This is a genomic window from Thalassolituus sp. UBA3500 (genome assembly GCF_002377545.1).
In the GTDB taxonomy this organism is placed as follows: Bacteria; Pseudomonadota; Gammaproteobacteria; order Pseudomonadales; family Oceanobacteraceae; genus Thalassolituus.
In genome coordinates this window covers 50,564-51,132 of the sequence record NZ_DFQB01000027.1, presented here as the reverse complement: position 1 = coordinate 51,132, position 569 = coordinate 50,564, and the positions used below count along the sequence as shown (strand labels likewise).

At 47.6% G+C, this 569-nt stretch carries 1 protein-coding gene; it reads right to left on the bottom strand.

The window, feature by feature from the left end; all coding sequences use genetic code 11:
• Positions 1-569 (bottom strand): efflux RND transporter permease subunit (locus tag B2R29_RS06815; protein WP_301180354.1); only part of this gene is annotated, 569 nt, incomplete at both ends.

Here is a 569-nt window from a genome sequence, read left to right as displayed (position 1 = left end):
GTTCGTGAATTTCCTTTTTTACCTCACTAACAAAACTTCCCAGGTCTCGCCCGCGCACGTTTGCTGTTACCACAACACGTCGTTTCCCATTTTCTCGACTAATTTGTGCCGGAGAAGGCGCAATAGTGAGAGAAGCCACTTCTTCCAGAGGGACATAGTCGCCGCTGGGAAGAGGAACAGGTAAGGATTTCAGTCCTTCGATATCCCGTCTGAGCAACTCGGGAAGGCGCACGATCAGCTCGAAGCGACGATCTCCTTCGTATAAAACACCCGCTGATTCGCCACCTATTGCTGCAGCAATCCAATCCTGTAGTTGAATCACATTCAAACCATAGCGACCGAGCGTTTCTCGTTTAGGACTTACTGATAACGATGGTAACCCCTCAACTTGCTCCATTCGGACATCGGCCGCGCCTTCAATCTTGCTTACAACCTGTAGGATGTCTTTTGCGGTAAGGGTCAGTTGGTCCAGGTCATCACCAAAAATCTTTATTCCTAGATCTGCTCGCACACCCGAAATGAGTTCGTTAAAACGCATTTGTATGGGTTGGGTAAATTCATAATTATTA